A 7,610-nucleotide genomic window follows, 5' to 3' on the forward strand; every position below is an offset into this window, starting at 1 on the left:
AGCTTCCTGTTTCATTTCTTTTCCAACCCAGTCAATTTGATTGTCCGGGAACACAGATAATTCACCGCCAGCGCAGACATACATAGGTGTTTCTGTCGTGTCTTCTTCGATGACTTTTCCTTTGCTGGTGGGGATATCAGATTTAAGTTTGTGCATTACAGCAACTTGACTACTTGTCCCAATCTGCTTAAAAGTCAGTTCAAGACAGACTTTGGCTTGCTTGCCGTGTTGCACAGTTTTCATGCCAGCATCTTTCAATGCAGCGATGAGCTTTTGCTCAAAGATGCCGCCGTCGAGTTCGCCGACGAAACTTTCTGTTGTCATTTTTGACATGGGTTTCTCCTAGTTGAGTAAATCTAGCCAAGAACGGCTTTGCTGGCTTCTAATACCGCCGCTTGTTCTTCGTGGCTGTAGTTTGGGTTGTAAACCGTGGCAATATTGCGCCCTCTATCATTGAAAATTTTGATAGAGCCTTTTTGCCCGAGGTCGCCCGATGCGGTGAATGCGCTAAATGACAGGCATTCTTCATTTATATGCGCGCAGACCAGCCAGCTGCCTTGCCCAGCAAGGCGCTTCTCAATGGCTTTGGCTGTTTGCTGGATGCAGTCAGCTGTTTCGGCAAATCTTTCAAAAATGTTCATTTGCAATTTTCCCCGCGTTTGTATTTTGCTAAGTAAATCATTTGTTTTCTCCGTTTAATTCTTTGATTTTGTAAAATATTTTTCTGAAAATCGTGTACTGCTCTTGATTTGGAATTGATTTGTGATAAGAACAAAGCACTTTTTGTGTTTTCTCATCCCAAATAATCCGTCCTTTCTCAACGCCCCTCACAAAAAATCGATTGGGGTATTTCCTCCATTGAATTAGTTCCCCGCTTTCTAAGAAAGGTATTAGAAAGTTTGGTATTTCTTGTTTCTCTACTTTTGCGATTTTTGCTTCTTCGCGTTCAATCGCATTTTTAGTTTTTTCTATGTCTTTTTCTAATTCAGATAGTCTTTCATTTTGTTTTTCCCAGCGTTTCATTGTTGAAGCGCCATTTCTCTTATCGTTTAAAGGCTGTCCATTTGTGCTTCTAACATCATCAAAATGATGTTGTAAGTAGCTATCAAATTTAGCTTCTTTCTTAGCGAGTGAATTTTTTAGAACTTCTAAGCGGCTCATTTGAATTGCTCCTGATTTGATAATCTGTCTGCCAGTGCTTCGCAGGCGCCCGCTTCGCCTTGCTCGCACATGCTTTCTAAGAATGTGAGCGGTGGTCGGATAGATTGTTCTGTGTCTAGGCTCTCGCTGCCGACACATCCGACAGCGAGGAATAAAATAAAAATCATTGTGTAAGCGGCTAGGTCTTTCATGCGCCTATCCAGTTCTCGATGCTTTCGAAAATGCTATCGGCGGAAACTAAGTCGCCGTAAGCGTCTAACTCAGTGGTGAAGCTTTCTTGTTTTTTCTCATCGCTATATCTGTCCCAAGCGCTGAAGTCAACGGTGATTGAGCCGTCTTTAACGCTAATCTCGGCGCTTCTTTCGCCAGTGATTTCTTCGCCCATATAAAACGAACCGCGCCAGTTGCCACATTCCCCGTATCCATATTCTGGGCGGGTATCAGTGATTTTAGAAATGGTTACGCTGTTTTTATCAGTTTTTACCTCGTAAGCCTCGCCTGTGTAGTCTTCGGCGAGTGCTTCTGAGAAGTAAGAGAGAATTTCTTGTGTCATCGTGCTGTTCCGTGTTGTGCTTCGATGACTAAAGTTTAGCTAACCAAACAAATAAAATCAAGTAAACCAAACAAAAAAGTTTGTAAAAATAAACTTAATTTTTTAAATAGTTGTTTATCAACTTATTTTTTACATAAAAAAACCGCCAAAAGGCGGTTCTAAATATAGTGCATAAACTAAGATATTTTATGATCAGACAATTTTTTGTGTTCAAGCAGTCTGAAATGATTAGAGGTAATCAAAAGCTCTGTTCCTATTCTCTTTTTAGCAGCACTATAATAAATATCAAAGGTATATTTTTTAAAGTTGTTGTATAAGTCTATAATTTCTGGAGTATTATCATAAGTAAGTATCCAAGGGATTTTGGTATTAGTTAACTTTTTGGCTATATCTACATGATTTTTATGCATATAAAAATTTGTATATAGTGTTTTTCCTTTATTATAGTAGGGTGGATCAGCCATTAAAAATGGTTTTGCTAATCCTAACTCTTCTAGCTTATTAATAAAATCTATTCCATCAAGATTATATATATGAATACGTGATTTTTTACTGGCTATTTGATGAATTTTATTTATTAGGCTATCTTTCTGGAATCTACAATCCATTTTGTATTTGCCTTCTTGGTTATATCCACCAATTACTCCAGCTTTGATAATTCCAGATCGATTTGTTCGATTTAGGTATAAAGTAGAAAATGCCAAATCTAACGGATCGGCTATATCTTTATGATTTTGAATGCTCTTTTGCTGTTCCCATTCTTCAATAGTCAGTTTGGCCAAACGGATACGATTGGATAATTCTTCTGTATGTTCCATTATGCAGAGCCACAAAGAGGCAATAGATCTGTCAATATCATTAATATAGATTTCATCTACAATATTGTTAAATAATAAGGATAAGGCTAGACCACAACCGCCTGCGTAAGGCTCAGCATATTGGCATGAAGTCATATTATGTTGAATAATATAGTGCGATCAGCTAAAAAACAAAACATCCTATAGCCCTTATCTAGCCATTCTGTCGGTAGATAACGTTATGTTTTTTAGCTGATTTGACTATATTTATTTTTATGTTACGCAGTTTTCGAAATCCTATTTCATCGAATTCGATTTGAGTTATTTTCATGCAATAAATATCTCTAAACTATGGTTATATTTTAAATTCATACCATTACCTGCCATGTAAAAATCTTACCAACTACTTCAATTTCTTCAATCGGTACACATTCATCTTTATAGTCAATATCGTTGTAGCTATTAATGCGTACATAACCATTAGGCAAGCGGTAGAGGCGTTTAATGCGTAGCAATCCCCCATGATCAATCGCATATATCTTGCCGTCCATGATGCGTTTTTCGCCCATATTAATACCAATAGTTGAGCCTGGTGGAATGACTGGCTCCATTGAATCTCCAGTCATGCTAACCATCACTGCATCTTTAGGACTGACGTTGTAGCGATGTAATGTAGATTTAGCAAATGCCAATTTATACCCATTGAAGTCTTCAGTTGGAAAGCATCCTTTCCCGCCCTGAAACTCTACGTCTTTATAAAAAGGCAAATAGGCAAATTCATCTTCTGGTAAAGGATCATTTTTGCTCCAAAGTTGCATATCAATGACTTCACCGATATCACCTTTGGGTTTACTTTCTGACTTTATTTCTGGAGTCCCAGCGCCAAACATGAGCCAATCATAATCACACTGTAAATAATCAGCTAGTTTTGATGCATATTTAACACTTGGCGCAGAAACTCCGCTTAGCCATTGACTGACTGAGCCTCGTGAAGCTTTTGTATGTCGCACGATATCTACTTGTTTGATACCAAGTTCTTCCATGCGCTGTTTTATGCGGTTCTCTATATTCATGGTTGAGTATTCTAAACTTTATTTTGTTTGGATTTATTGACCTTTTTTGTTTGGTAGACTAAACTCTCTAAACAAAAAGGAGCTTATATGTTCAAAAAAGATGTTATTACCTATTTTGGCAGTCAGATTGCTGTTGCTGATGCATTAGGCATTGGTAAATCTAGTGTTTCATTATGGGGACGGGTTATACCTCAGTTGCGAGCAATGCAGCTAGAGCAATTAACTGGTGGAAAACTTCACTATGATGAATTTGTTTACTCCTCTAAACCTGTTAAGAGGAGTTTAACGAATGTTCAATAATCAAACAATGCGCACAACTAGAGCGGACGCGCGCAAAGCAGATTTTTCCGCCATTTTTCGAGCCATCAATAATGATTTTAGACGTTATCCCGGTGGGGCAAGAGCAATAGCAGAAGTAATTGGGATTAACGATTCCACGCTTCGCAATATGTTTTCTGAGCAAACCGAGTCCATGCCGTCGCTCTGGGTATTTTTAAGCGTTTTAGAGCAGCTACATGGGCAAGGCAGTATGAATGCCTTATGCGCATTGGCAAATGGGCGATTCATGCCGTTTGAAGAGGAAAGCGAGCAAGAAGATTGCTGCTGTGTGCTTGAATCAATCAGTCATTTTTTGGCTTGGGCAAGCGATGCAACGAATGCTTTAGCAGACGGCGTGTTATCGCGCAATGAAAAAGCTCAGTTATCAGCAGAGTTAGATGATGTGCAAAACGCAATTCTGCGTTTGCGCAAGGTTTTGCAATAAAAAAAGCCGCACAGGGCGGCGAACAAAATAGCGAGGACATTATGACAGAAATCAGAAAAGAAAATCAAGCTTGGATAAGCGTTTTGGGAGGTGAGTAATGATGACTCAATCCCAACACGCACAAGTCCGCGCAGAGATAACCGCTCATATCAAGCAAAACGGCAAGCATCCGACGCAATGCCAAACGCTGTTGTTGATGCTTAAAACCGGCGCTGAGATTACGCAAAAAGATGCCGAGCAATATGGATTAGGCGCGGCTTTTCGCTCGCGGATTAGCGATTTAAAGCGTCGTGGCGTATTGATTAACAGCGATTACATCAACGTTAAATCACGCTTTGATGATAAGCAAGCGCAGGTCAAAGCGCATCGGTTAGTTGGAGTGGCGCAATGAATACTCAAGATTTTAACGAACTCTGTGATAGCGCGTTAGCGTATTTTTACGCGCAATTTGGCTCTAAGGATGAGGGAATTTTCGCGGGCTTTTTTGGCACGACGATTATTCGCTTGCGGCAGTTTAATCGCGGCGAGCATCTTGATCATCCGGATTATTTACCGCTAGTTGAGAAGATGAGAGAGAGGGTGGGCGTATGAGTAGCAGTTTACAGATGCGTCGTTTAGGGAGAGCTGTAGCTTATTACCCTCAATTGAGCCGTGTTTTTGGCAGTGTTACCGCCGCGATTTTGTTTGCCCAGTTATTTTACTGGATGCCAAAAGCAACAAGTGATTTAGGCGTTTTTAAGACGGCTGAAGATTTAACAGCAGAAACAGGTCTATCGGTGCAAGAACAACGCACAGCTCGCAAAATTTTACGCGAAAAAGGTGTGCTAATCGAAACACATAAGCGATTAGAACATAAGCTGTATTTCAAGATTGATGAAGAGAATTTTGACGGGTTAATGGATGCATTTTTCGGGGATAGCAGTAGCAACATTCCCGAAATGCAAAATCAACATTCGGGGGATATTAAATCAACATTCGCCGAGCATAAAAGCAACAATCGTCATATAGGTAATACAGGAGATTACTTACAAGAGATTACGGCACTAGATGCGCGCCCGCCCGCGCGCGAGAAAAAGGCAGCCGAAAAAAATCCGCCCCCTGTTCCGCCCAAGCGCAAAGCGCAAGCCAAATTCCAGCCCTTAGCCGCTTTGTTAGCCGCTGGCGTTGAGGAGCAAACCGCCGCTGATTATCTCGCCACCCGCAAAAAGCCGCTCACGCAAACTGCACTCAATGGCTTGGTACGAGAAGCAGAGAAAGCGGGGCTCGCGTTGGCGGAAGTTTGTCAGCTCTGCGCTGAACGTGGTTGGCAAGGATTTAACGCGAACTGGGATTGGCAGAGTCAACCGCGTAGCTCATCAGGGCAAGGAGGACAACGCCAAATCCGCACGATGGACGATGTGAAGCGCGACGCACAAGCGCAAGCAGCACGGATTAAAGCCCGCTGGGCAGCCGAAGCGGCGCGTAAAAATCAGCAAACCGATACCAACGGACAAGCGAATCCATCGCCAGACAACCCGATTTTTGGAGAGCTGCTATGACCCTTGATGATTTTGACCAATTTTCGGATTTGATGAACGCGCTGTATGAGCTTTATCCGCAACAAAAACCGCTTTCAGATGCCGCACTTGAGCTATTTTTCAACGGCTTATCTTGTTTGACCATTGACGAGCTACAAGCCGCGCTCAACCGCCATTTACGCAATCCCGATAGCGGCAAGTGGTTTCCCAAAATTGCCGATATTCTCGAAGCAGCAGGGGTTACGCAAAACAGCCAATCAGCAAGAGCGCAGGCGGAAAATGCGGCGATGCTGGCTTGGGCGAAAGTTCGGCGCGCTTTGGGCAGCATTGGCGCTTATCAGTCAGTGGTTTTTGATGATGCCAAGATTCACGCGGTGATTAGCCTGATGGGCGGCTGGGTAAAGCTGTGTCAAGAGCAAACAGAATCGCTGATTTGGCGGGAAAAGGAATTTATCAAACTCTATGCGAATAATGCGGAGTTGCCACATCCCTCGCATCTCATCGGGCTGACGGAAGCAGAGAATATCAGTAAAGGCTATCCCGCGCCGAAGCCGCGCGTGATTGGTAATCGAGAAGCCTGTCGCTTGGTCTATCAAACGGGACAAAAGCACGCATTGCCAAATGCGCAAGCGATGAAAACGATTGGGGAAATTGTCTTAGGCGGTGCAGCATGACGAAAGCGGATAAATTAGAAATTTCTACAGTGCTGCAAGAACGCAGCTCACGTTACGGCAAATTTTCCACTCACGCCCGTCTTGCGCAGAGATTAAAGATTGTCATGAGAGGCGGCAATAGTTGGTCAAGAATGAGTGATGTGCAGCAAGAAGCGCTAGAAATGATTGCACATAAAATCGCCCGTATTCTTAATGGCGACCCTAACTATGACGACTCGTGGATAGATATTGCGGGATATGCGCAGCTAGTCGCTGATGAACTATCGAGAAAAGCTCGGAAGTTGCAAACCACTAGCGATGAATTATCCGGTGCCGGAGAGTTGGAATGATGTTTGAAAATTTTTTAGGCGGCTTTGCAATGTTGAACGGTTTGCGCTATGCTTTTTCTGCACCTGCGAAAAAGGCAGGTGTTCGGATTGGCGTCCGATTGAACACGAGCGCAGCCGCGCTATCTAACAGCGCTTTTTTTGTGCGTAGTATCTTTGCACGTACGATTTCTGTTATGGCAGGCTGCAAGGGAGCATCGAAAGATGCGCCGTTTCACTTGTGTTCACGGTACGCCAATCCTTTGCAGACTGTCGCCCATAATTGGCGTTATGCCGACAGTCTCTTTGTTAATGAACACAAGGAGACAAATCATGTCTAAACATACTCAAGTTGCATCCGCAAATCTTTCTATTCTTGATACTGATATTCGTTGTATTGATGGTCTTTACTCTCTCAATGACTTGCATAAAGCAGCGGGTGGTGAGGAAAAACACAAGCCAAATCGTTTTCTACGCAACGAGCAAACCCAAGCACTCATCGCTGAAATTGATAATGAAATCAATAAAAGCCCAAATCTGGGCTTTTCAATCAAAACGGTACGCGGCGTAAATGGTGGCACATATGCTTGTAAAGAAATTGTTGTTGCCTATGGCGCATGGATAAGCGCATTTGTTCATCTAGCGGTTATCCGCACTTTTCTCGCTACTGTTGAACAATCCCCTTATATCACCGATGAGCAGCTTGTTCACATCAAGCAAGGTGTGCGAGAGATGGTTTATCGCACAGGTAAGTATTGGCAAGCGGT

General features: G+C 42.6%; 16 protein-coding genes. 9 read left to right on the forward strand and 7 right to left on the reverse strand.

Annotated features, from left to right (window positions below):
• The 7 genes from A5N85_RS10530 to A5N85_RS10560 form a co-directional block, all read right to left on the reverse strand.
• On the reverse strand, nt 1-333 hold a 333-nt coding region (locus A5N85_RS10530; RefSeq protein ID WP_072577188.1), incomplete at its 3' end, for a hypothetical protein.
• 23 nt (nt 334-356) lie between these two features.
• A complete protein-coding gene (locus A5N85_RS10535; protein ID WP_072577189.1) occupies nt 357-641 on the reverse strand; it encodes a hypothetical protein in 285 nt (94 codons plus the stop codon).
• 37 nt (nt 642-678) lie between these two features.
• Entirely contained in the window at nt 679-1,161 is a 483-nt protein-coding gene (locus A5N85_RS10540) for a hypothetical protein (RefSeq protein WP_072577190.1), read from the reverse strand.
• On the reverse strand, nt 1,158-1,352 hold the full coding sequence (locus tag A5N85_RS10545) for a hypothetical protein (protein ID WP_072577191.1): 195 nt from the start codon (nt 1,350-1,352) through the stop codon (nt 1,158-1,160). Before A5N85_RS10545 ends, A5N85_RS10540 begins: the two co-directional genes overlap by 4 nt.
• On the reverse strand, nt 1,349-1,714 hold the full coding sequence (locus A5N85_RS10550) for a hypothetical protein (protein WP_072577192.1): 366 nt from the start codon (nt 1,712-1,714) through the stop codon (nt 1,349-1,351). The genes A5N85_RS10545 and A5N85_RS10550 overlap by 4 nt, the downstream gene beginning before the upstream one ends.
• Nucleotides 1,715-1,890: 176 nt before the next feature.
• Complete coding sequence (locus tag A5N85_RS10555; protein WP_072577193.1) at nt 1,891-2,667, reverse strand: DNA adenine methylase; 777 nt, start codon at nt 2,665-2,667, stop codon at nt 1,891-1,893.
• A 212-nt stretch (nt 2,668-2,879) separates the two neighbouring features.
• Nucleotides 2,880-3,554, reverse strand: a complete 675-nt coding sequence (locus A5N85_RS10560) for a S24 family peptidase (protein ID WP_169818658.1) — start codon at nt 3,552-3,554, stop codon at nt 2,880-2,882.
• A gap of 117 nt (nt 3,555-3,671) precedes the next feature.
• Between A5N85_RS10560 and A5N85_RS10565 the strand changes: the two genes are divergently transcribed.
• The 9 genes from A5N85_RS10565 to A5N85_RS10605 all read left to right on the forward strand — a co-directional run.
• Complete coding sequence (locus A5N85_RS10565; protein WP_072577195.1) at nt 3,672-3,884, forward strand: Cro/CI family transcriptional regulator; 213 nt, start codon at nt 3,672-3,674, stop codon at nt 3,882-3,884.
• Nucleotides 3,874-4,347: a phage regulatory CII family protein gene (locus tag A5N85_RS10570; protein WP_072577196.1), complete on the forward strand. Its 474-nt coding sequence runs from the start codon at nt 3,874-3,876 to the stop codon at nt 4,345-4,347. Before A5N85_RS10565 ends, A5N85_RS10570 begins: the two co-directional genes overlap by 11 nt.
• A 97-nt stretch (nt 4,348-4,444) precedes the next feature.
• The gene (locus A5N85_RS10575; protein ID WP_115305969.1) at nt 4,445-4,738 is read left to right on the forward strand and encodes a hypothetical protein; all 294 of its coding nucleotides are present in this window, start codon (nt 4,445-4,447) and stop codon (nt 4,736-4,738) included.
• On the forward strand, nt 4,735-4,938 hold the full coding sequence (locus tag A5N85_RS10580; RefSeq protein WP_072577198.1) for a hypothetical protein: 204 nt from the start codon (nt 4,735-4,737) through the stop codon (nt 4,936-4,938). The genes A5N85_RS10575 and A5N85_RS10580 overlap by 4 nt, the downstream gene beginning before the upstream one ends.
• Entirely contained in the window at nt 4,935-5,885 is a 951-nt protein-coding gene (locus A5N85_RS10585; RefSeq protein WP_072577199.1) for a hypothetical protein, read from the forward strand. Before A5N85_RS10580 ends, A5N85_RS10585 begins: the two co-directional genes overlap by 4 nt.
• Entirely contained in the window at nt 5,882-6,538 is a 657-nt protein-coding gene (locus A5N85_RS10590) for a DUF6475 domain-containing protein (RefSeq protein WP_072577200.1), read from the forward strand. Before A5N85_RS10585 ends, A5N85_RS10590 begins: the two co-directional genes overlap by 4 nt.
• Nucleotides 6,535-6,867 (forward strand): DUF6378 domain-containing protein, encoded by a 333-nt coding sequence (locus A5N85_RS10595; RefSeq protein ID WP_072577201.1) that lies wholly within the window; start codon nt 6,535-6,537, stop codon nt 6,865-6,867. Before A5N85_RS10590 ends, A5N85_RS10595 begins: the two co-directional genes overlap by 4 nt.
• Nucleotides 6,864-7,184 (forward strand): ash family protein, encoded by a 321-nt coding sequence (locus tag A5N85_RS15730; protein ID WP_072577202.1) that lies wholly within the window; start codon nt 6,864-6,866, stop codon nt 7,182-7,184. Before A5N85_RS10595 ends, A5N85_RS15730 begins: the two co-directional genes overlap by 4 nt.
• Nucleotides 7,177-7,610, forward strand: a 434-nt coding sequence (locus A5N85_RS10605) for a KilA-N domain-containing protein (RefSeq protein WP_169818659.1), incomplete at its 3' end; no start/stop codon positions are given. The genes A5N85_RS15730 and A5N85_RS10605, both read left to right, overlap by 8 nt.

It is taken from the genome of Suttonella ornithocola, assembly GCF_001889065.1.
Taxonomy (GTDB): domain Bacteria; phylum Pseudomonadota; class Gammaproteobacteria; order Cardiobacteriales; family Cardiobacteriaceae; genus Suttonella_A; species Suttonella_A ornithocola.